Consider the following 23,316-nt stretch of genomic DNA (forward strand, 5'->3'; position numbering starts at 1 on the left):
ATGATTACTTTTAACTATTATGGACATGCTTGTTTTATGCTTGATACTGGACATGAAAAATTATTATTTGACCCATTTTTAACTTTCAACACACAAGCAACAGTTAAACCAAAAGACATTGAATGTGATTATATTCTCGTTTCACATGCACATGAAGACCATTTTAGTGATGCTTTGAAAATCGCGGAAAAAAATCATCCAATGATTATCGCCATTCCTGAAATTATTAATTTATTCCCTAATGGCTATGATAATGTACATGGCATGAACTTAGGCGGCAGTGCTCAGTTCTCCTTTGGTACAGTAACTATGGTTCCTGCACTGCACAGCAGTGGTGTGCCTGGTGGCGTAGCTTGTGGCTTTGTCATTCATTTTAATGATGATACAGTTGTATATTATTCAGGTGATACTGCTTTATTCAGCGATATGAAACTCATCGGTGAAAAACAAAAAATTCACTATTCAATATTGCCAATCGGTGATAACTTCACTATGGGCATTGAAGATGCAGCTAAAGCAGCACAACTGTTAAAAACATCATATGTAATTCCTATTCATTATAATACTTGGCCAATAATCGAACAGGAACCAAAAATCTTCAAATCTTATGCAGAAAGCATTGCACATTGCTTTGTAAAAATCGTTAAACCAGGTCAATCTTTAGACCTAGAATATATGCATAAGTAAAAAATATAAATTTTATAATGAATAAAAAAGAAAAATTAATTGTAATATTAGGCCCGACAGCAGTGGGAAAAACTCAACTCAGTATCGATTTAGCTAAAGTTTTACAGACAGAAATCATCTCCGGTGATAGTATGCTCGTGTATAAAGGCTTTGATATTGGAACGGCCAAACCCACGCAGGAAGAAATGTCGGGCGTAAAGCATCATATAATAGATATTCTACAACCTTGGGAAAATTTCAATGTAAGTGATTTTCATACAATTGCTAAACGATTAATTCATGAAATTAATTTAACAGGTAAAATACCTATTTTAGCAGGTGGTACAGGTTTATACGTAAAATCACTCGTTGAAGGATATGAATTTAATAAAACTTCGGGAGATAATGCTTATCGTAGCCATTTAGAAGAATTAGCAACTACGCATGGTAAGCAATATGTACATGATATGTTAAAGGAAGTTGACCCACAGACGGCAGCCCGCCTTCATGTCAATAATTTTAATCGTGTAATTCGAGCTTTAGAAGTACATCATTTAGGTAAAGAAAGTGTTTCTCAAAGTAGTCAATATGAAAAAACAGGCGAACTTGTTTATGATACATTTATCGTTGGCCTTAATCGAGAACGTCAAAATTTATACGATAGAATAAACAAGCGTGTCGATATAATGATGGAAAATAACTTTATAGATGAAGTTAAACAATTAATGGATAATGGTGCTCAAGTTGATTGGCAATCTATGAAGGGAATTGGTTATCGAGAAATTGCTGCATATTTAAATGGTGATATGAATTTAGAGGTAGCTGTTGATGAAATGAAAAAGGCTACACGTCATTTTGCAAAACGTCAAATTACCTGGTATAAAAAAATGCCTTATATAAAATGGTATGATGCTGACAAATTAAGCTATGAAAATTTGTTGACAACTGTAATAAAAGATTGCAGGAATTTTTTTAGTGATGTAGAATAGATGGTATCAAAATATAATTGGGGGAGCATTATGCCAAATAAATCTATTAATTTACAAGATGTATTTTTAAATCAAGTTAGAAAAGAAAATGTAGGTGTAGTCATTCATTTGACAAATGGTTTTCAGTTACGCGGCAATGTAAAAGGCTTTGATAATTTTACAGTAATTCTTGATGCTGGCGGAAAACAAATGATGGTGTATAAACATGCTATTTCTACTATTAGCCCAATGCAACCGCTTAAAAACTCTTTCCAGGATAATAAAGACACAAAAAGACCAGTATCAACAGAAGAAACTAATATGTAATAATAGAAAAACTTTGAAAGCTTTTCATAAAAATGACGAAAAAGATAGGCAGAAGAATTTCTGCCTATCTTTTTCATTTTATGTATATAGATATGGTAATATATTAGTTTATATTTAATTTAAATATTAAAAAAATTATAAAAAAACTTAACAAAGTTACATAAAAGTATTATAAATTTACATAGACAATAAATGAAATTAATATTTTGATAAATGGATAAAAGTTATTTTTTTAACAAAGTATATCGTTTTTCGTTATTTATTAAGTATAGTTCCGGAGCTATCTTATTATAAATCCATTAAAGAAGGTGCATTGCATATGATTACTTTTTTTGTCAGTTTAATTGTTCTCATTTTAGGTTTCTTAATTTATGGTCGATTTGTAGAAAAGGTTTTTAAACCATCAACAAAACCAACTCCTGCTATAACGCATAATGACGGTGTAGATTACATACCGATGCCTACTTGGAAAGTTTTTATGATTCAATTGTTGAATATAGCTGGTCTTGGTCCAATTTTTGGGGCTATTGCAGGTGCTCTTTGGGGTCCAGTTGTTTATTTTTGGATTGTAATCGGTACTATTTTCTCTGGTGCTGTACATGATTATCTTTCTGGTATGATTTCACTTCGCCATAATGGGGAAAGTATTTCAGAAATCGTAGGTATCTATCTTGGCGATACTATGAAAATAGTAATGCGTATATTCTCTGTTGTATTGTTGGTTCTTGTAGGTACTGTATTTATGACAGGTCCTGCGCTACTTCTCGCAAAACTTACACCAGATTCTTTAAATGTTACTTTTTGGTTAATCGTCGTACTCATTTATTATTTCTTAGCAACTTTATTACCTATTGATAAAATTATTGGTAAGATTTATCCATTGTTTGGTGCTTGCTTAATTATTATGGCAGTTGGTGTATCTAGTGGTATTATTCTCGGTGGATGGCAAATGCCTGAAATGACACTTCAAAACCTTCATCCAAAAGATTTACCTATTTGGCCATTAATGTTTATCACTGTTGCTTGTGGTGCTACATCTGGTTTCCATGCTACACAATCTCCACTTATGGCACGTTGCATGAAAGAAGAAAAAAATGGACGTGTAGTTTTCTATGGTGCTATGGTTGCTGAAGGTATTATCGCTCTTATTTGGGCTTCTGCTGGTATTGCATTTTATGAAACAACTGGTGGTTTAGCAGCTGCTATTGCTAGTGCCGGTCCTGGTGGCGTTGTATATGATGTATCCTTTGGTACATTGGGAACAGTTGGTGGTATCTTGGCAATGATTGGCGTTATTGCTTGTCCAATAACTTCTGGTGATACGGCTTTCAGAAGTGCACGTTATACTATTTCAGACTGGTTTAAAATTGACCAAGTTTCTTATGTTAAACGCTTGTATTTAGCTGTTCCACTTCTCGCTATTGGCGGTATCTTATCTCAAATTGATTTTGATATAATTTGGCGTTATTTCTCTTGGGCAAATCAAACATTAGCAATGATTGCTCTTTGGACAGGTGCTATGTACCTTTGGAAACAGTATAAAGGCAGTTGGCAACATTTAATCGCTGTTGTTCCTGCAATCTTTATGACAATGGTTACATTCACTTATATTTTGCAAGCTCCTGAAGGCTTTGGATTGCCAACAAGCATCACTTATCCTGCTGGTATCATAATCACTATTTTCTGGACTATTGTTTACTTTAAATCTACAGTATTTAAAAAATAATATATGAAATGCAAAAAGCTACTGTTGGTATCGTTTTCAACAGTAGCTTTTTTTATAGATAAATTTTAGAATATCCAGCTATGACCAAATCGTTTTAAAAGATTTTCAGCTTCAGCAGGACCATCACTGCCTGGTTCATATGAAAAAATCGGTAATTTATTCCAATGATATAAATCCTTTAAGTGTTCAACAAATTCCCAGCTAATTTCTATTTGGTCCCATTGAGAGAACCAAGAACGTTCTCCACGAATACAAGCCATGATTAATCTTTCATAAGCTTCAGGTGTATTTATTTTATTTATATAAGAAGAATTTTGAATGAAATTCATCTTAGCTTGTGTTATTTCATCAGTATCACCAGGTTTTTTTACATTGAATTGTAAATGAACGCCTTCATTTGGTTGAATTTTTATTATTAAAATATTTTGTGGTGCAGCAATAAATGTTTGACGGAAAACAATAGCTATTTCCATTTCACGACATTTTAATTTTTTACCTGTGCGTATATAAAATGGAGTATTCCACCAGCGTTCATTGTCGATAAATAAGCGAAGTGCAGCATATGTTTCAGTATTAGAATCAAGTGCTACATTTTTTTCTTGGCGATAACCTTTATACTGTCCTAAAACCATATTATCGCGAATATCTTCCACTTTGCGAAGTGATTTTAAAACGCGTAATTGTGCATCATGCATAGCTTGAGTTGAAAATTGTTCTGGCCATTCCATTGCTACAATGGATAAAATTTGGAATAAATGGTTTTGTACCATATCTTTTAATGCACCGCTTGTATCGTAATAATTGCCACGTGAACCGATACCTAAATCTTCAAAAGCTGAAATTTGGACTGATTCAATATATTGGGAGTTCCAGAGATTGGCAAAAATTGGATTGGTAAAGCGAATAGTTTGGATGTTACGAACCATTTCTTTACCTAAATAATGGTCAATGCGATAAATATTTTCTGCTGGGAAAAATGCTTCTAATTGTTCATTTAATTTTTTAGCAGCTTCTAAATTTTCGCCAAAAGGTTTTTCAAGAATAACTTTGCCTTTATCAGCGTTTTCTACAGAACGTAAACCATGAGCTATTACAGCAAAAAAGCGTGGAGCTACAGCAAAATAAAAAATATATTCTGTAAGATTTTCTTCAGCATAAAATTTTGCTAATCGAGTGTATTCTTCTAAATTAGAAAAATCCATTTTAAAATATGTTATGCGTTGACAAAAATGATTAAAAGTATCTTCATCATATGGCATTCTAGCAAATTTTTTTACCCAATCTTTAATGAGTTCGCAATATTTTTCAGTAGTATAATCGCGTCTACCGATAATTACAATGCGAAAATCTTTTTCTGGTGCATTAGATGCCGTTATATTATATTGTGCTGGCATTAATTTGCGAAACGTTAAGTCTCCTGTTCCGCCGAATATCGTAAATGTTTTATTCATATTAATCTCTCTTTCAAATTTATAACTCAATATTTTCTAAAGCAATACCAACGCCATGAGGTACAGATATATCTGCTATTTCGTCTTGTATCATTCGCGTTTTCCTATCTAATTTATATATAATCAGATTATCGCTATCCCTATTTACACATAATAAATACTGTTCATCATAACTTAATAAGAAATCTCGTGGATGTATGCCACTTTTTATTTGTTGTGATAATTGTATATCATCTTTTACTTTGATTACACTCAGTAAATCAGCACCACGTGTAGAAATATAGATATAATTTTCATCTTTAGTGAGGCGTATAGCTGCTGAAGAAGCACCTTCTGTAGGATATTTTTCTAATAAGTTAATTTTGGTGATAAGCTCAAAATTTAAATCATTTACAGAGTAAGCAAAAAATTCATTGCTAAGTTCACTGACTAAATAGAAACGATTGTATTCTTTATTAAAAACTCCATGACGTGGACCTGTTTTTTGTGGAAATTTCCATACTTTTACAAGTTTAAAATCTTCGCTGCGTTTAAAAATGCGTATTTCATCCAATAATAAACATGGAACAAGTATATAATCGCCATATAAAATTACTTGGTGGCAACCAGCTTTTTCTTGAATAGTGATTTGCTTAATTAGTGTTAATTTATCACCTTGTAATTTATATACCATAACAACGCCATCATGATAATTAGCTGTATATATATAACCATCACTATATTTAATGAAGCAAGGTGTTTTATTTTCATATAAAGCTTCATCGAGTAATTTAGCTGTATCTTCATTTAATAAACCAATACCACTTTTACCATCTTTATTCATGGTTATGATTAATTTATCTTTAGCTAAAACAACGCATTTAGCATCATTTACTGGATAAAAAGATTTCATATCGAAAACTTTACCAGATTGTTCATCAAAATTAAATTGATAAATACCTTTAGTATTAGGAGTATCATACGTACCGATATATCCTTTTATCATATTAAAACACTTCCTTATTTAATCAAAAATTAACTTTAATGAATAATAATTATTCATGTTCTTATTATAGCATTTAATTTACTGATAATACAACTTATAAATACTAAGTTTTTCATAGAAAAATAATATATATATGATTAACCTCTTGCAAAAATTTCTTAAAAGGTCTATACTTAGGCTATCAATAAGATAAAAAATACTTATTGATAGATTATCTTATTATAAAACAAAGGAGACTTTTTTATGACAGATGTCAAACGTTACAAAGCTATTTTAACTGGTAGAGTACAAGGTGTAGGTCTTAGATTCTTTACAATGGAAAACGCTAGCAAATTAGGTCTTACTGGTTGGGTAAAAAATATGGCAGATGGTACTGTACATTTAGAAGTACAGGGAGAAGATAGCGTTATCACTGAATTTGTAAATATCATCAAAAAAGGTAATTTCATTATCAATGTAGAAACATTTGATGCAGAAGAAATTCCAGTTATTGAAGAAGAAAAAGCTTTTATCATTAGAAATTGATAAATCTTTAGCGTTATAAGGGAATAAGAGAGAGTAAAGTCGATAAACTTTTATGGTCAAAAGTGTGTCGACTTATTTTATTTTACGGGAAAAAACCTTTATTTATAAGACTTTATAGAGAACTATTTTCTTTTTGTTACCGTTTGTTACCAATTTAGTTATATATAACTAAATTATTATACATAGAAAATTATTATTTCATAAAATCAATCTTTTTCATTATCTAAATTAATTATAGACGTGTAACGTTTATCCATATTATTGTAAACATGTGCATATTTGCTGGTTATATTGATATCACTGTGCCTTAAAACTTCTTTTACTATCTGTAAATCTTTTGTTTTTGAATATATCAAAGTTCCACAAGTATGGCGCAGCATATGGCAGCTGATACCTGCTTTTTTATAGCCTGCTTTATCTAGCCATTTATCTATATTGTAGCGAATACCACGTCTATCCATTCGCTTGCCTTTGCTGTAATTTGAAACAGCTGTAAAAACAGGTTCACCCAATTTATCTATTTTAGAGATATCAAAAGGACGAATATCGAGATATTCTTTTAAAATATTAAATACATCTTGTCGAGGATAAATAAAATCATTATGCCCTTTACCATGAATATAAATTGTCTTCATATCCCAATTTATATCGCTTACAGACATTCGATAAACTTCCACTGTGCGCAAGCCTTCAAGTGCCATTAGCATGATTATAGCTCTATCGCGTAGGTAGTCCACATGTTTTCCATCATATTTAGGAATGATATTTAGCAAATGATTTAGCTGCTCAATTGTCAAAAATTTTAATGGAGAAATTTCGTTTGGTTCATACGCTTTTACGCCTACATCTTTGGCTGGACTAGTTTTTATCAAATTTAATTTCACTGCAATATTATAAAATTGTTTGATAGCATTTAATTTTGATTTTATGCTACCTTTTTTCATTTTTGCTTTTAATAAATAATCTCTATAATACATAAATTGATATTCTGTAATTTCCAGTGGATGGCATTTGTTTTCTAAACACCACGTTATATATTGGTCTATTGCCGAATAATAATTGCGCAGAGTATCTTCTGAAGGTTCACCTTGTGACAAGTATCTAGCCAATAATGTTTTGTAATTTAACAGCAGTGTATTTTCATTGATTTCTTCTTGTTTAAGGTAATTTCCTGTTGCTAAAAATTTACCTTCTGTCATTTGAAAATTTTCCATAATATATCACCTTAATTTAGTTTTTTAATCATCTTTTTCTTAATACATAAATACCTATTATAAAATATTTTTAATAAGCATATAAATAAAAATATATAATATGAATTAATAAATAATATATTTAAATATTTATTGTAAAATAGATAATTATTATTAATTTATATAAGTTATACTATAATATCATATATTTAATTGTAAATAAACTTAATAATAAGAGCAATTTTAAGCAATTATTTTTTATTACCGCTTATGATTTATCGCAAAGAAATAAAAAATCGCTGTATTAAGCTACTAGAAGCTCTAAAATAAAATTGATTATTTTTGATGATTTTATTAAAATTTTACTTCCTATTTTTTATGAAATAGGTAGTTGAATTACATTAAATATATTACCATAAAAATTTTGACTTGAAAATTGCTTTTTAGGTTAAAATATTATACTGAATTTTTAAATATCTAAAATTATTATTTATAAATATATTATTATCTATAAATAATATATAAATTAAACTAATAATACTTTATTTATATTAAATTATCATAAAAGAAAATAAGTTTATTGATAAAATATATCTATAATTCAATATAAAAATAATCTATTTATATTTATTAATTAATAGGAAATTACTTATAAAGAAACAGAAAGGGAAATTTTATGGTGATGAAGCTTTTCAGATGAAAAAATATCTTCTATAATAAAGATATTATTTATTAGGAGGATTTTATTCTTGGCAATTGTAACGACAATTCGTAAAGTTAATGATGATTTGATAAAACGCGCGCAGAAAATAGCGGATTTTTTAAAGATAAAGTATGTTCCACGAGATAAAGCCGGTATATCTAAGTTAAAAGAAAGATATAATACTGATATTGTGTTAATAGTAAAGCAGGATAGCCTTATATTGGATTTGCCTGAAGGTGAGATGTTTTTTCATCCTAATATGGCACAAGTAAGGGTGAAGCGACTTCGCTACGGTGGCAATGATAATATGTTAGATGCCATGCAGGTAGAAAAAGGCATGCGCATTTTAGATTGTACACTTGGCTTTGCAGCTGATGCTATTGTAAGCAGTTATGGTGTAGGAGAAAAGGGTAAAGTCGTTGGGCTTGAAATAAATCCATTGATTAGTTTAGTAGTGAAAGAAGGCTTAAAGACGTATTTGCCAACAAATTACGATTTAAAATCGGCAATGGACAATATTGAGGTTATCAATCAGGATTATTTATCGTATTTAAAAGCACAACCAGATAATAGTTTTGATATCGTTTATTTTGACCCGATGTTCCGCCATGCATTATTAGATAGCAAAAATCTCAGCCCACTTCGCCAATTAGCAGATAATGACCCTGTTTCGCTTGAAGCTATTAATGAAGCAAAACGCGTTGCTAAATATCGCGTTGTTTTTAAAGAAAACAGTCGTAGTTTAGAATTTGCCCGTTTGGGATTTGAGAAAATTTGCGGTGGGAAGTACGCACCAATTCATTATGGTGTTATAGAATTAAATAAAGATTTATAAAAAAACACCCTTGAATACGTATCGTTCAAGGGTATTTCTTATATCAAATGAAATTAATCATCGTAAATGCCTTTTAATAAAGTTTCTTTGCGCAAGGAAAGACATTCACATTCTCTATCTTTAGTGGCAAGAGAGCGTATTGTATCGAGTAAAATTCTGCTAATCATTGGAGCATCATCGTAGAAAATATCTTCTAATTCATCATGAGACCATGATTTGCGGATACCTTCGCCGTAGTTTACTACATAATAAAGACCTGCGTAGCAAGCACCGATTTCACGGGCAAGGTAAACTTCTGGGCAAATGGATTGACCAACGATATCGGCATGACCATTCATCATGGCAATTTCAGCAGGACTTTCAAAATGGCGGCCGTCTGTGTTTGCATAAGTGCCACGTGTGAAAATACGACCAGAAAAATGTTTGCGTGTATTTTTTATGAGTTCAGCGCGCATTTGTGGACATAATGCATCGCGCATAACGAGCAGATATTTTCCTTCTAAGCCTACATCTTTGCGTACGGATAAATCGAGATAATCATCAGGAATGAGAAAATCTCTTGTGTCGAGCAATTTATTGACTGTACCTACGCCACCTTCGGAGAAAATGCGTTTTACTCCAGCTTCGCGGAATGTCCAGAATAATTGGCGGGAAGCATCAGCGCGGCTTACACCAGTGCGCCAACCGTGCATTTTGCAAGTTAAAACGCGTGTTCCAGCAACTTCGAATAAACGAAGTGCTGTAGTTTTGCCGTATGGTGTGTCAAAAATCATATTATCTTCGATTATTTTTACATCATCACATTTTGCTCCAAGTGGAAAATTGCTAGAAAGTGTACCAGAGCCACCGATGATGGCAAAGTCTGCTTTTGGTATATTCATATGAAAAACTCCTTATTTTATTATTTAAAAACGACGAATTATATTGTATTCAGTATCGCGTTGTGCGGCTTGTTTATCTGCTGTTTGAATTGTGCGTACCATTTTTTCAATAGACATTTGATAAGCTGTACCAGCAGCGCGAACGACATTTTCTTCTAACATGATACTGCCTAAATCATCAGCACCGAAAGCCAGTGTAATCTGTCCGATTTGTTGTCCCTGTGTAACCCAAGAGCCTTGAATATGGCTGATATTATCAAAATACAAGCGAGCTACAGCCAAGGTTTTTAAGTATTCCCAAGAAGAGAATTTATTACCGCCAAGTTTTGTATTGCCTGGCTGGAATGTCCACATTATAAATGCTCTAAATCCGCTTGTTTCATCTTGCAATTCGCGGATACGGCGCATGTGTTCGATGCGTTCTTCGATGGTTTCGCCAAGACCGAGTACCATTGTTGCAGTGCTTTCCATGCCGATGCTGTGAGCCGTCTTCATTACATTTAACCAATCATCAGTCATGATTTTTTTCGGGCTTACCATTTTGCGCACGCGGTCAACGAGAATTTCAGCACCGCCACCAGGAAGTGAAGCGAGTCCTGCGCTGTGCAATTCACTTAATACATATTTTATGGATTTGCCAGAAATCTTAGCGAAGTGAAGTATTTCAGCTGGTGAAAAAGAGTGAATGACTATATCTGGATAAGCGTTTTTGATTGTGCTAATCATATTTATATAGTAATCAAATGGCAAAGATGGGTGTAATCCACCTTGAAGCATGATTTGAGTACCGCCAGCTTCTTGTGTTTCTTTTACTTTTTGTAAAATTGTTTCCATCGGCAAAAGATAAGCGTCTTTATGATGTTCAGGACGGAAAAAAGCACAGAAACGGCATTCATTGATACATACATTTGTGTAATTTATATTGCGGTCAACGATAAAAGTGACTGTATTGCCAGGGTGAAATTTTTGACGAACTTCATTAGCTTGTTTGCCAAGTTCTAAAATATCACCGTGTTTTAAAAGCTCTATGGCTTCTTCATCAGAAAGTCTTGTCATGATAAAACCTCATTAATATTAATCATTTTTTATTTCATTATAAAGTGAATCACGCTGAACAGGAATATAACCAGCCGTGCGAATTATCTGTTCAAGTTGAGTTGTCGTCATTTTTTGACCAGTATGCGCTCCAGCAGCATGAATTATTTTTTCTTCTTCAACAGTGCCATCTAAATCATCAGCACCGCAAGCTAAAGCAAATTGAGCTATAGGCAGTGTAAGCATCATCCAGAAAGCTTTTATATGCGGAATATTGTCTAAAACAAGACGAGATATCGCGATGAATTTTAAACTTTCATATGAAGTGATTGGCTTTATATCTGGAAAAGCTGTATTTGCTGGATGGAATGGGAACGATATAAACGCTTGAAAACCGCCCGTTTCATCTTGAATATCGCGCAAAGTGAATAGATGTTTTAAACGTTGTTCTATCGTTTCAACATGGCCATAAAGTTCTGAAGCATTCGTTTTCATGCCCATTTTATGCGCTGTTTTAATGGTGTAAATCCACTGCTCGCTTGTAGCTTTATTCGGGCAAATTATCTTGCGCACTTCGTCATCTAATATTTCAGCACCACCGCCAGGCAATGAATCAAGTCCTGCCTCTTTTAAAATAGATAATACTTCATCAATCGTTTTACCACTGATATTAGCAAAATGAACTATTTCCACTGGTGTAAATGCCTGAATATGCACATTTGGCAATAATTCTTTTATCGTCTTTAATATTTCAATGTAATAATTGAAATCATTGTGCGGATGAAGTGAACTTACGATATGAATTTCTGTGAGATTTGGCACTGTAGCAATCGTATTTTTTATTTTAGCGATGACATCTTCTTTTGTGAGCATGAAACCGCGTTTATCGCCTTCTTCACAGGAAAAAGCACATAGTGGACATGAGGCAGTGCATATATTAGATAAATTGATATGGCGGTTTATATTGTAATAGACTTTTTGTCCGCTTTGGCGGATTTTTGCCTGTCTTGCCCAAATTGCCAAATCAATTAAATCGACATTTTCATAAAGATAAAGTGCTTCAGTAAAAGAAAGACGTTCACCATTTTTAGCTTTTTGTATAGCTGTTGTTTGTATTGACATAAAAAAATCCTTTACTGTTAAATTAAAACGTTCTAATTATATTAAAATTGCAATCACATTCAGCAGGTATTCTGCCTGTTTGCTTGATTAGTGTAATTAAATTATCACGTGTCAAAGCTTTTGGCGAATTTGCTCCCGCATCGTGCATGATTTTTTCTTCGCTGATAGTACCATCAATATCGTTTGCACCAAAACCTAATGCTAATTGTGCAATTGGCAAAGTGAGCATTACCCAATAAGCTTTAATATTATGGATATTATCGAGCATTAAACGACAAATAGCCATTGTTTTTAAATCGTCCCAAACGCTTGTGCGCTGTACACTTTGACCGAGTTTTGTATTAGCAGGATGGAATGGGAAACAAATAAAAGTCTGAATTCCGCCTGTTTCATCTTGAAGATTGCGCAACGTGATTAAATGGTCAACGCGTTCTTCTATCGTTTCGATATGACCATAAAGCATGGAAGCATTTGTTTTAATGCCAAGGCTATGTGCTACGCGTGAAACTTCTAACCATTCACTTGCTGTAGCTTTATTAGGGCAGAGCTTATTTCTGATGCGGTCATTTAAAATTTCTGCTCCACCGCCTGGCATTGCTTCAATCCCTGCGTCTTTTAATTCTTGTAATACTTCGCGAATGGATTTACCGCTGATTTTGGCAAAATGCGTGATTTCTACACCTGTAAACCCTTTTAAATGAAGTTGTGGAAATTCTTTTTTTAACATTTTTATTACATCTACATAATAAGAAAACGGCCAATGAGGATGAAGACCGCTCACGATATGCAGATTTTTCATATTAGGGTCAAGGCATGCTCTTTTAACCTTTGCACGAATGTCGTCCATTGTCATGGCATAAGCGCGTTTATCCGTTTCTTCACAGCCAAAAGCGCAAAAATCACATAATGCAGTACACATATTAGTCAAATTTAAATGACAATTCACATTATAATAAACGTAATCTCCGCTAATGCGTTTGCGTACTAAATCAGCAAGATAACCGATACGTGCTAAATCATTAGAGGCAAATAAATTGAGTCCGTCCTCTTTAGAAAGGCGTTCACCCTTTAAAACTTTTGCTTCAATTAAATCTAATGTATTTAAATTAGTTACCACGAAAACACCTCTTAATTTAAAATAAAACTAATAAGATTTTACTCTCTTTTATGAAATAAAACAACTGTATACTATAAATAATATATAAACTTATTTATATATAAAATAATATTCATTTATAACCATGTTTATTAATTTTGTTTATTGTGATAAAATTTGTATTATCTCAATTAAAGAAGGGATTATTATGGATAATTTAATTTTTAGTTTAAATGCTACTATACCAGTATTTTTAATGATGGTTCTCGGTATGATTTTCCGCAAAATCGGATTATTTGATGAAGCCTTTATCACAAAGATGAATAAATTTGTCTTTGTAGTAGCACTACCAGCACTTTTATTTGAAGATATCAGTACAGCAGATTTTACAACTGTATGGGATACTTCATATGTATTATTTTGTTTTATCGCCACTTTTTTAAGTATCACTTTAGCGTTCATCATTTCTATTCCATTTCGTCATAGCGTTTCACAAGGCGAATTTGTGCAAGCAGCTTATCGCAGTAGTGCCGCCATCATCGGCATGGCTTTCGTACAGAATATTTATGGCGATTACGGCATGGCATCGCTTATGATTATCGGCACAGTGCCGTTATATAATATTATGGCGGTCATCGTTTTAGCGCTCTTAAAGCCTGGACAAAGTTCACTCACACCTGCATTGATGAAAAAAACTATAAAAGGCATTATAACAAATCCAATTATTTTAGGTATTGTTGTCGGTGCTGTTTGGTCTTTATTAAAAATTCCAACACCTGTAATCTTAGATAAAACAGTTTCTTTTTTAGGTGTACTTGCAACACCGCTCGGACTCATGGCTATGGGCGCAGCATTTAAATTCCAAAGCTTTAGCCAAAATATAAAACCGATTATAACTTGTAGCGTTATGAAATTAATCGGTTTTGTAGCCATATTCATGCCGATTGCTATATACATGGGATTTACACAAAGCAAACTCGTAGCAGCATTGATAATGCTGGGCTCTGCAACTACAGTAAGCTGCTATATAATGGCGCGTAACATGGGACACGATGGCACACTCACCGCTGGAGCAGTCATGGTAACAACTCTCGGAAGCGCGTTTTCATTGACTTTCTGGCTTTATATATTAAAGTGTATGGATTTAGTATGAAATAGATAAAAAAGGCATTTCTTGCCATTTTATTGCCATGATTAATTATTATTGCAAAATCTATACAATATGCTATACTAAATATAGGCAAAACATGATAAATTGTCATATGGACACCAAAACCCCATGAAGCTAGCACCTTCATGGGGTTTTACATAAGTGTTTATTATATTTTTTAGATTTAAGACATCAGTTTAGGTTAATATTAAATAATAGTTTTTATAAAAAGAAACATTGACTTATAGTAGTTATTTGATATAATGAAAATATAAAGTCAACTTGTGATGGATAAGGCTGGGTTCCTGAATAGGAGTAGGCATTTGCTTAGAATTTCCTTTGCCCCTGGGGTTGACTTATTTTTTTAATGATTTTTTTAGACTCTGAATAATGTTTTCAGGGTCTTTTTTTATTTCAGTATAAATTAAATCTAGAGCTTGATTACTATATGTATAGTTGGGTTGCTTATTTCTAGTATATTTATAACAATATTTATTATTTTCTTTTAGGTTATAGAATTTTACAAATAAACTGAAATGAAAAGAATTAAAAGTATGCTTTTTTTCTTCGTTTTTACAGTTAGGATTTATAAAGTTTAAATTATCTTTTTTTATCCAACTATTGATAATTTCAATACAGCGTTTTGTATTATAAGGACACGATAATTGCATGTCTTTAGAGTCTTTTAATATATATGCAACTTGTTCTGCAGTTTTTGCAATAGAAAAAGTAGTTGTTGCGTGTTTTTTATCTTTTGTTAAAACAAAATCATGTCGTATAGTGATAGCAAAATTAGAATTATTTATTTTAGGAATATTTTCATTTATATCTGCAAAAGATTTTAATAATCTATTAGCAATTTCTTTAGGGTATCTTGCCTGTATATCGGATTCTTTTATATCAGATAATTTAACTGCTAAAGTTAAAAAGTTAGAATTTAGTTGTTCAGTAATGTCTATATTGAAAAATTCTAAGAGTTTATTAGTATAATTTATTACACAAGCTTGAAATAAAGGTATATAAATTTGCTCATATTCTTCAGTTATAAAATGTGTACTAATATTTCTTAATTCGATTATTTTTTCAAGATTTATGCGTAATGGGTCTTTATTATTAGTAAAAATTTTAGAAATGCAGTTTTCTAAAGTTATTGTACGATTAGGATTATCTTTATAATATATACTATTATTACCAAATTTATTTATCAAATTGGCTTTTAACATTAATTCCCAGGCATTACAAATAAAAAAGCTAAAACCTTCGACACGATATTTTATTGTAGGTTTATTATACAGTTCTATTGCTAATATAAAAGCTTCTTGACTTTTTGTAATTAATTTATCTATTATTGAATTCAAAATAATCATTCCTATTATTAATATTTGTTTTAAATAAAATATTTTTTATATTATAACATATATTATAATTTATTACGCAAACAATTTATTTATCCTATTCAGTACTAATAAAATAGAACCACCAATTTAAGTGGTGGTTTTGATTTATGGACGGCATACTTTGCAAGGAATATAGCCACTATTCAATGCTTCTTCTCTACTACCAAAGTAAATTTTGTTTTCATCGTAAATCTGTCTTACATATCTACAGCTAGGATAATGAAATTTATCGGATTTAGCTGAACCGATATATGTATTAGCTAAAACAGTGGACATTGTAACTAATAAAGTGATTAAAGCTAATAAGATGATTGCAATTTGTTTTTTCGTGGATTTAAACATTATAAACACCTCTTTAAAATTATATCTCTTAGCGATTATACATAACTATAGTTAATTTGTCCAATTCGGAAGTTAATTTTTAATTGATATAATTATTTTGGTATCTATAAATAGAAAACCCCATGAATTTATATTTTCATGGGGTTTTTAGTATTATTAGCAAGTAGCTCCACCAACGAGATGTTTTTGTGCTGCAAGGTTTTCTTGTTTACGAGCAAGTAAATCATTAGCTAAAAGTTGTGCTTCAACATTTTCAAAGCCAATTCTATCAATTGTATCAGAGAAGCGTTCGCCTGTTATACCTTGTTCACGGAATAACAAGATAGCTTTTTCTACTACGCTCAATACTTCTTCTTTAGATGTGAAAATTTTGCTGAGTGCTCTACCTTCTTTAACGCGTTTGCCCCAACGACCGCCAATATAGATGCGATATCCATCAGAAGCGTTATCAAAGCAATGGAATGGGCATTTATTTACGCAAAGTCCACAATGATTGCAATGTTTATCATCAATATTTATTTTGCCATCTACTAATTGCAAAGTTTTAATTGGACAAGAATTTACAGCCATACATACTTTACAACCGCGACATTTTGCATAATCAATCTGCGGAATACGCTGACCGATGATACCGATATCATTTAAGTTTGGTTTTACACAGTTATTTGGGCAACCGCCAACTGCAATTTTAAATTTATGCGGTAATTTTACATCGCGATAACCTTTATAGAAACGGCGATGGATTTCTTCAGATAATGCAAAAGTATCGATTAAACCGTATTGGCAAGTTGTACCTTTACAGGAAACGACTGGGCGAACTTTAGAACCTGTTCCACCTGTTTCAAGTCCTGCATTTTGCATTAAGTATTCGCGAAGTGGTTCGATATTTTCATATGGAACACCTTGAATTTCTACTGTTAAACGAGTTGTCATAGTGATTTCGCCACTGCCGAATTTTTCTGCTGCTTCAGCGATTACTTTGCTTTCATTGGCGGTGATTTTACCGTTTCTTGTGATTACACGACCATTGAATTTATCACCAGTTGTTTTATCTTGTAAAAATCCTAATGCTTTTACAGCTTTTATTTCTTCAGGTGTCAATTTAGCTGTTGTCTTTACTTTTACATCACTGAAAGTAAGCCCAGCTTCTAATGCTAATGTATTAGTGTAGCCAAAATGTTTCAAGCGATTTTGTAAAAAGTATGCGCGTTTACCTTTAGCGCAAACGAGTAATAATTTATCATCTTTATTTAAGCCTTCGATTGGGCCGTTTACTTTAGCAAGGTCAACATAAAGAGCACCGCGAATGCTAGGTTTTAAGCTGGCATCAATTACGCGATAACCGTCAGCTTTGCCTGCTAAGTATTCAGCTGGCGTAATGCTGGTTAAATAACCGTTTAATTTATTGAGCATGATATGCACTGTTTGTACAAATGGGTGAATTGCTGTAGAAAATGGCGGTGCATAGCAAAAATCCATACATTCACATTGTTCTAATGTTGCACCGAGTGAAATAGCAGTAACGGCAATATCTGCCATTTTGTCGACCGCACCTTGACCGATTACTTGAAGTCCGAGAATTTTATGTGTTTTCTTATCTGCAATTAGTTTTGTGATAAAAGCATCAGCATCAGGATAATAATTTGGTTTATCTTCGACAACTGCCATTAGAGTTTCTACATCATAACCTGCATCGCGCGCTTGTTTTTCACCAAGACCAGTGCGAGCGCAGTTGATATTCGGCAATTTTACGATACCGGTACCGAGTACACCAGGATATTCTTTATCTATATTAGTTAAAATTTGACCGAGCAAACGACCTTCAAGGTTAGCACTAGAACCCATAGGTGACCATTGGCGTGCATGCGTTAAGCGATTTGTTACCATAGCGCAATCGCCTACAGAATATACATCGTTTAAGCTTGTCTGTAATTTATCATTTACAAGTATAGTGCCTTTAAACATTTCAATACCAGTATCTTGTAAAAATGCAGTATTTGGGCGCACGCCTACAGATAATACGATTAAATCAGCGGATAATTCGCCAGCCGTTGTTTTAATTCCCTGTACAGCACTATCGCCGAGAATTTCTTGACCTGCAACACCAGTCATTATACGAATACCTTGTTTTTGCAGATGTTTCTGTACGAAAGCGGCGATTTCAGGGTCGATTACATTTGGCATGATTTGTGAAGCAAAGTCAATGACAGTTACTTCAACGCCTTGTACTTGCAAGTTTTCAGCTGCTTCTAAACCGATGAAGCCACCACCTACAACGACAGCTTTTTTTACATTGCTATTTTTCAAATAATCGCGCATATTTACTGCATCGTCAGGTAAGCGTAATTTAAATACACCAGCTTTATCTATACCAGTGATTGGCGGAACAACTGGTGAAGCACCTGTAGCGATTACAAGTTTATCATAAGTGTATGAACTTACTTCACCCGTATCAACATCTTTAGCTAAAACGGTTTTATTTTCACTATCTAATTTAAAAGCTTCTATGCCAGTTACGACATTTACGCCTGTCATAGCTGCATATTTCTGCGGAGTGTTCACGATAAGACCAGATTTATCTTCAATTATGCCACCTACATAATAAGGTAATCCACAGCTAGCATATGAGATATCCTTGTCCTTAGCGATAAGTGTAACATCAACACTGCGGTCGGCACGTTTTAATTTAGCCGCTGTTTTTGTTCCTGCGGCAACACCACCAATAATCAATACTTTCATAAAATAATCCTCCAAATATAATATATATTAAATTTATAAAATACAAAAAATATTCACTTTATAAATTATAAATCGTTTTGTTTATTTTGTATATATTTTTCAAAAAATTTATATATATTATGCAAAAAAGACCAATATTTAATATATTGGTCTTTTCGTCTAACTAAAACTTTGTTGTAGTATTATCAATAAATTGTTCTGGAATATTAGTGAGTAAACGACTTTTTTTGCCTGAGCACGATATATATAATCTCTTTTTAGCACGAGTTATAGCTACATAAAATAAACGCTTTTCTTCTTCTGTGATATAACCATTTTGTGTGCTGAAATATGATGGGAATATATCATCATTCATACCAGCGAGAAATTCATATTTGAATTCCAATCCTTTTGCTTGATGTACCGTTATGATTGGAATTTTAGGTTTTTCAACAGTAAGTGCATCTAAATCACTGCTGGATAATGTAGCGTATTGTAGTAATTCCTTTATGCCGTTTATGCCTGATTGATTGGATAATTCCTTTTTAGCAATTCTATATAGTGTACGCAAGTTTTCAATACGGTTTCTTCCATCTATCGTTTCAGCTCGGTAAATTCTCGTTAAATCAAAATCTTTTACAATCTGTACTATTAAATCTTTTAAAGAGATATCTGCCGTTATTTTTTGACGTAAATTGATTAAAAGCTCAGCTGGTTTTATGAATTTTTGTTTTTGTTTACTCAAAAGTTCTTGGCGTTTTTTAGATGTTGGAATGATTTTTTCTTCTAGCATTTTATGCAGTAAATCCCAAGTTGCTAGTACATCATCAAATGAATCGTGATTTGATTTTGTGTCTAAATTAAATAAATTGCTTAGGTGTTCTAATTTATGATTAGGCAAATTAGGATAAAAACGGCGTGCTAAATCGAGCGTATCAAAATTTATATGTTCAAAATTTATTGGGCTCAGTCCGCGGCGTATCAAATTTTGGTTTAAGATATCCATATCATAGCCGCGTATATTATGACCTGTGATTATGGCATCTTTTATAAATTCGGTGAATTTCATCAATACTTTTTGAGGATTTTTACCGTTTTTAGCGAGATAATCGTCTGAAATATGGTGAACTTTTTCTGAATCACCTACGCTTTTTTCTGATTTTAAGTATTCGTTAAAGCTATCTATTCTTTTACCTTTATGAATGCGTACAGCAGATAACTGAATTATATTATCTGTGAAGATATCCGTTCCCGTACCTTCTATATCGAAAACGATGATGTCTTTAGTGAAATAAGCTTGTATTAAATCGGCAAATGGTTCGTAATATTCATTGGTGAAATTAGCGTTAATAAAATCAGATAGGCGAAGCCCTGCATTTAAATATTCTTCTGAATTGATTTGTCTGATTGTTCCTATGCCGATATTCGGAATGAGGTTAATCAATATGCGTTGCAAGCTTAAATAATCATCAGCATTGATGAGATATTTTAAAATGGATATGACATCTTTTATTTCTTGTCGTTTAAAGAACTTTATACTGTCGATTTGAATGAAATCCAATATATTTTTTTGATACTTTTGATTGTAGTTATTCGCTAATACTGTTAAATGATTTGCCAAGGTGTATAAGTATTTGTTTTGGCGGACGAGTATGGCTATTTCAGATAAACTTTCTATTTGAGGCAGTAATTGTATTATATTATTGAAAATCCAGCGCGCTTCTTCATATGTGTTTTTAAATTGCTGAAAGTGGATTTTATGTCCTGTTTCACTGCTTTTTGAAATCATATTCTTAGCATAGGAATGTTCTATCACATCTTTTTGAAATAGATTTTGTAATGTATTGTAAGCCATTTCTAATAATAATTTTGTCGAACGATAATTTTCCGTGAAATTTATGATGATTGGTTTATAGTTTTTGCAAAAATCATTTAAAATGCGTTCTGGATTAGAACCACGCCATTCGTAAATCGTCTGAAATTCATCACCGCAAAGCATGATATTGCGATTGGCAAATAAATAATGTAGCATGGTGTATTCAAAAATGCTTGTGTCTTGCATTTCATCAATCATGATGTATTTGTATTTTTCATGCCATTTTTCACGTGTTGCTTCATCTTGCAATAATCGATAAGCATTAGCGATTAAGTCTTTGTAATCAAGTCCGTTCATCTGTTGCAGAGCATGCTCATAAGCTACAATTATATTTATGCCATCAAATTGGAAGAACTTCGTTAGACTATCGCTTTTTTGTTGATTGAATGTTTTATTGAATTGCAAATGACGCTGATATAATGAAGTGTAATCTGCTTGAATATCATTATGTAGATGCTGTAAGGCACGTTCTTGTTTTAGCTGTTCAATGCAATTTACTATATATTGGATATCCAAGGCTTTTCCTTTAGGATATTTTTGTAAAATTTGGCGGATTAAAGCTTTTTGGTCTTCATCATCAAAAATGACAAATTCCTGGAATGTTTTATGCTTAGCTTTGGCTGAAATCGTGATGATTTGATAAGCAAAGCCATGAATAGTACGTATTGTGATATCTTTTGCCGTTTCAAAATCTAATTGAGAGCTGATGCGATTTTTCAGTTCTCGACAAGCTTTATTAGTGAATGTAAGACAGAGAATTTCGCTTGGTTTTGCTTTTTGTTTTTGTAATATATTGACAACGCGGTATGATAAAACATTTGTCTTACCGGTGCCAGCTCCAGCGCATAACAAAATATTTTTATCGAGTTCATTTATGACTTGTAGTTGTTTTTTATTAAACATGATAATCTCCTATATATTTAAATTGATTTTCCGTGATAAGCTAATATTATTATACACTATATATTTATTAGAAATAAAAGGCAGGTACTTTTTGTACCTGCCTTTTATCATAATGTCAAATATTTATAATATGAACCGATAAAGATGCTAAAGCCGATAAATCCAGTTACAGCACCTATATACCAATAGTATTTTATCTTGCTGATTGCCGTGAGCGAAGATAATAAAATGCCTATTTGTAAAAAGATTAAAGCATTACCAAAATTTGCTGATATCTCTTTCGTAGCGAGATGTTTTTGTTCAGCTGATTTTGCCATTTGTGATAATGTGTATTCTTCTGCTTTATATTGAGCAATTTTCTGCTTGTAAGCTTCTTTTTTGGCATAGAGCTCTTCTTGTAATTTAGGATTATCTGTCAAATCAGTTTTTGCCAATTCAATTTCAATATTATAAAGTTCAGCTTCTAGCGTAGTCTTTTTTATCGTTTTTGCTTGATAATGTGACCAGTAGTTGAATGCCTCATTTTGACTGATTACCACCTGATTGCCAAGGCTTGCAGCTTTAAATGAAGCGAGCGTGCCAACTACAGCTAAAATCAGAGTTGTTATCGCTACAATGGTTTTTAATCTTTTAGACCAAGCTTTAGTGATAATTTCCTCGTGATACTCCTTTATAATATTATCGTCATCTGTCTGTTTCCTATCGGGTTCCATAAATCATCTCTTTCTTTTAATATAAGTTTATAAATTATTGTAATAATTATACATGATTTTAATCCGTTTAGCAATCAATATTATCATTTGTTTTAATGGTTTGTTCTTTTAATTTCTTTTCAGCTGGTATGATGATTTCTTCATAGCGGTCTACTTTTTTATTAAGACGTTCAATGACTAAATTCATCACATCTATTTTCTTTTGCAGGCGGTCACGTTGTTCTTTTAATATTTCTTTGCGCGCTTCGGCTGTGCCTTCTTGATAGAATAATTTGATATAATCGATGAGTGCCTCTATTTCCACGCCAGCGCTTCGCATGCATTTTACAAATTCAATCCAATTACAAGAAACTTCATCGAAATCGCGAATGCCATTTGATTTGCGCGGAATTGGCGGTAAAAGACCAATGCGTTCATAATATCTGATTGTATCAGCGGAGATATCGTATTTTTCACTTACTTCTTTTATAGTCATAATATCAACTCCTTAGATTGTCATGCTTGATTTCATAATACCATTTGAAGTCGGCTTCAAGTCAATATATTCAAATCATAGATTTTTATTGATTTATTATAACAATTTATATTCTGTATCTTTCTTTTATATTTTTAAAACACTTTTGGCGGATTTAAATTCAACAATATTCCTATAAAAAACCAGCTTATAATTTTAACAAGCTGGTTTTTTCGTATATATTTTCAAT

20 protein-coding genes are annotated in these 23,316 nt (G+C 32.3%); 7 read left to right on the plus strand and 13 right to left on the minus strand.

Annotated features, from left to right (window positions below; translation table 11 throughout):
* From CKV65_RS03575 to CKV65_RS03590, 4 genes are all read left to right on the plus strand, one after another.
* A complete protein-coding gene (locus tag CKV65_RS03575) occupies nucleotides 1–687 on the plus strand; it encodes a metal-dependent hydrolase (protein ID WP_027889630.1) in 687 nt (228 codons plus the stop codon).
* Nucleotides 688–704: 17 nt separating this feature from the next.
* Nucleotides 705–1,655 carry a tRNA (adenosine(37)-N6)-dimethylallyltransferase MiaA gene (gene miaA, locus CKV65_RS03580; protein WP_027889629.1) on the plus strand — a complete coding sequence of 317 codons (951 nt, stop codon included), beginning with the start codon at nucleotides 705–707 and terminating at the stop codon, nucleotides 1,653–1,655.
* Between the two features lie 30 nt (nucleotides 1,656–1,685).
* Complete coding sequence (hfq, locus tag CKV65_RS03585; RefSeq protein ID WP_027889628.1) at nucleotides 1,686–1,961, plus strand: RNA chaperone Hfq; 276 nt, start codon at nucleotides 1,686–1,688, stop codon at nucleotides 1,959–1,961.
* Between the two features lie 319 nt (nucleotides 1,962–2,280).
* Complete coding sequence (locus tag CKV65_RS03590) at nucleotides 2,281–3,687, plus strand: carbon starvation CstA family protein (protein ID WP_027889627.1); 1,407 nt, start codon at nucleotides 2,281–2,283, stop codon at nucleotides 3,685–3,687.
* Between the two features lie 65 nt (nucleotides 3,688–3,752).
* Here the strand turns inward: CKV65_RS03590 and zwf are convergent, their stop codons facing one another.
* Both zwf and CKV65_RS03600 read right to left on the minus strand, forming a co-directional pair.
* The gene (zwf, locus tag CKV65_RS03595; protein WP_231922711.1) at nucleotides 3,753–5,138 is read right to left on the minus strand and encodes a glucose-6-phosphate dehydrogenase; all 1,386 of its coding nucleotides are present in this window, start codon (nucleotides 5,136–5,138) and stop codon (nucleotides 3,753–3,755) included.
* Nucleotides 5,139–5,157: 19 nt separating this feature from the next.
* Nucleotides 5,158–6,123: a beta-propeller fold lactonase family protein gene (locus CKV65_RS03600; RefSeq protein WP_027889625.1), complete on the minus strand. Its 966-nt coding sequence runs from the start codon at nucleotides 6,121–6,123 to the stop codon at nucleotides 5,158–5,160.
* A gap of 243 nt (nucleotides 6,124–6,366) precedes the next feature.
* Here CKV65_RS03600 and CKV65_RS03605 point away from each other — a divergent pair, with 243 nt between their 5' ends.
* Nucleotides 6,367–6,648: an acylphosphatase gene (locus CKV65_RS03605; RefSeq protein WP_027889624.1), complete on the plus strand. Its 282-nt coding sequence runs from the start codon at nucleotides 6,367–6,369 to the stop codon at nucleotides 6,646–6,648.
* A 206-nt stretch (nucleotides 6,649–6,854) separates the two neighbouring features.
* On the opposite strand, the gene CKV65_RS03610 is transcribed toward CKV65_RS03605, so the two are convergent.
* Complete coding sequence (locus CKV65_RS03610; RefSeq protein WP_051177577.1) at nucleotides 6,855–7,862, minus strand: tyrosine-type recombinase/integrase; 1,008 nt, start codon at nucleotides 7,860–7,862, stop codon at nucleotides 6,855–6,857.
* Between the two features lie 728 nt (nucleotides 7,863–8,590).
* Between CKV65_RS03610 and CKV65_RS03615 the strand changes: the two genes are divergently transcribed.
* The gene (locus CKV65_RS03615; protein ID WP_027889622.1) at nucleotides 8,591–9,379 is read left to right on the plus strand and encodes a class I SAM-dependent methyltransferase; all 789 of its coding nucleotides are present in this window, start codon (nucleotides 8,591–8,593) and stop codon (nucleotides 9,377–9,379) included.
* 53 nt (nucleotides 9,380–9,432) lie between these two features.
* Here CKV65_RS03615 and CKV65_RS03620 read toward each other — a convergent pair whose 3' ends face one another.
* Genes CKV65_RS03620 through mqnE (CKV65_RS03635) form a run of 4 tightly spaced genes read right to left on the minus strand, consistent with a single transcriptional unit; the run spans nucleotide 9,433 to nucleotide 13,534 of the window.
* Nucleotides 9,433–10,260 (minus strand): phosphorylase family protein, encoded by an 828-nt coding sequence (locus tag CKV65_RS03620; protein ID WP_027889621.1) that lies wholly within the window; start codon nucleotides 10,258–10,260, stop codon nucleotides 9,433–9,435.
* A gap of 24 nt (nucleotides 10,261–10,284) precedes the next feature.
* Nucleotides 10,285–11,316 carry a cyclic dehypoxanthinyl futalosine synthase gene (gene mqnC, locus CKV65_RS03625; protein ID WP_027889620.1) on the minus strand — a complete coding sequence of 344 codons (1,032 nt, stop codon included), beginning with the start codon at nucleotides 11,314–11,316 and terminating at the stop codon, nucleotides 10,285–10,287.
* An 18-nt stretch (nucleotides 11,317–11,334) separates the two neighbouring features.
* On the minus strand, nucleotides 11,335–12,417 hold the full coding sequence (gene mqnE, locus CKV65_RS03630) for an aminofutalosine synthase MqnE (RefSeq protein WP_027889619.1): 1,083 nt from the start codon (nucleotides 12,415–12,417) through the stop codon (nucleotides 11,335–11,337).
* A 22-nt stretch (nucleotides 12,418–12,439) separates the two neighbouring features.
* Nucleotides 12,440–13,534 (minus strand): aminofutalosine synthase MqnE, encoded by a 1,095-nt coding sequence (mqnE, locus tag CKV65_RS03635; RefSeq protein WP_036254422.1) that lies wholly within the window; start codon nucleotides 13,532–13,534, stop codon nucleotides 12,440–12,442.
* 187 nt (nucleotides 13,535–13,721) lie between these two features.
* Between mqnE (CKV65_RS03635) and CKV65_RS03640 the strand changes: the two genes are divergently transcribed.
* A complete protein-coding gene (locus CKV65_RS03640; RefSeq protein WP_027889617.1) occupies nucleotides 13,722–14,666 on the plus strand; it encodes an AEC family transporter in 945 nt (314 codons plus the stop codon).
* Between the two features lie 353 nt (nucleotides 14,667–15,019).
* Here CKV65_RS03640 and CKV65_RS03645 read toward each other — a convergent pair whose 3' ends face one another.
* The 6 genes from CKV65_RS03645 to CKV65_RS03670 all read right to left on the minus strand — a co-directional run bounded on the left by CKV65_RS03645 (nucleotide 15,020) and on the right by CKV65_RS03670 (nucleotide 23,087).
* Nucleotides 15,020–16,021, minus strand: coding sequence for a DUF3644 domain-containing protein (locus tag CKV65_RS03645; RefSeq protein WP_027889616.1), 1,002 nt, complete (start codon nucleotides 16,019–16,021; stop codon nucleotides 15,020–15,022).
* A gap of 144 nt (nucleotides 16,022–16,165) precedes the next feature.
* Entirely contained in the window at nucleotides 16,166–16,402 is a 237-nt protein-coding gene (locus tag CKV65_RS03650) for an Ada metal-binding domain-containing protein (protein ID WP_027889615.1), read from the minus strand.
* 156 nt (nucleotides 16,403–16,558) lie between these two features.
* Nucleotides 16,559–19,141, minus strand: coding sequence for an FAD-dependent oxidoreductase (locus CKV65_RS03655; RefSeq protein ID WP_027889614.1), 2,583 nt, complete (start codon nucleotides 19,139–19,141; stop codon nucleotides 16,559–16,561).
* Between the two features lie 163 nt (nucleotides 19,142–19,304).
* Nucleotides 19,305–21,899, minus strand: coding sequence for a 3'-5' exonuclease (locus CKV65_RS03660; protein WP_036254420.1), 2,595 nt, complete (start codon nucleotides 21,897–21,899; stop codon nucleotides 19,305–19,307).
* 107 nt (nucleotides 21,900–22,006) lie between these two features.
* On the minus strand, nucleotides 22,007–22,612 hold the full coding sequence (locus CKV65_RS03665) for a DUF4337 domain-containing protein (protein WP_027889612.1): 606 nt from the start codon (nucleotides 22,610–22,612) through the stop codon (nucleotides 22,007–22,009).
* Between the two features lie 67 nt (nucleotides 22,613–22,679).
* On the minus strand, nucleotides 22,680–23,087 hold the full coding sequence (locus CKV65_RS03670; protein WP_027889611.1) for a MerR family transcriptional regulator: 408 nt from the start codon (nucleotides 23,085–23,087) through the stop codon (nucleotides 22,680–22,682).
* Between the last annotated feature and the right edge of the window lie 229 nt (nucleotides 23,088–23,316).

Origin of the sequence: Megamonas hypermegale, assembly GCF_900187035.1 — a bacterium.
In the GTDB taxonomy this organism is placed as follows: domain Bacteria; phylum Bacillota; class Negativicutes; order Selenomonadales; family Selenomonadaceae; genus Megamonas; species Megamonas hypermegale.